The 316-nt window shown below is 69.8% G+C and carries 1 protein-coding gene and 1 pseudogene; one reads left to right on the forward strand and one right to left on the reverse strand.

Translation table 11 applies throughout. From position 1 onward, the window contains the following. Positions 1 to 66, reverse strand: a 66-nt coding sequence (locus ID132_RS14855; RefSeq protein WP_193128362.1) for an SEC-C metal-binding domain-containing protein, incomplete at its 3' end; no start/stop codon positions are given. 132 nt (positions 67 to 198) lie between these two features. Here ID132_RS14855 and ID132_RS13955 point away from each other — a divergent pair. Continuing rightward, positions 199 to 316 (forward strand): annotated as a pseudogene (locus tag ID132_RS13955) (cyclase family protein); the annotation flags it as partial.

Raw genomic sequence — 316 nt, forward strand, 5'->3', positions numbered from 1 at the left:
GCGGCCGCAGCATTCGCCGAAGGTGAGGCCGGTGCCGCAGGGGCAGCGAGAGTCGTTGGCAAGCACCCACCCAGCGTAGCCGTGGTCGATTCGCGTGGCCGCTCGATTAGCCTGGCGGGGGAGGGGCGCGCGGTGGCGGGCCTCTCGACCGACTGAGTCCCCAAGGAAGAGGAACCCCCATGGCGCTGCTGCCCGANACTCGTTGCCGCTCTTGCGACCGGATCCGTCCGCGTCGTTGACCTCACGAACCGCCTCGAGGCGTCGACGCCGACGCTGCGCCTCCCCGAGCCGTTCTCGAACCTCATCGACTTCTCGC

The organism is Gulosibacter sediminis (assembly GCF_014904065.1).
Taxonomy (GTDB): domain Bacteria; phylum Actinomycetota; class Actinomycetes; order Actinomycetales; family Microbacteriaceae; genus Gulosibacter; species Gulosibacter sediminis.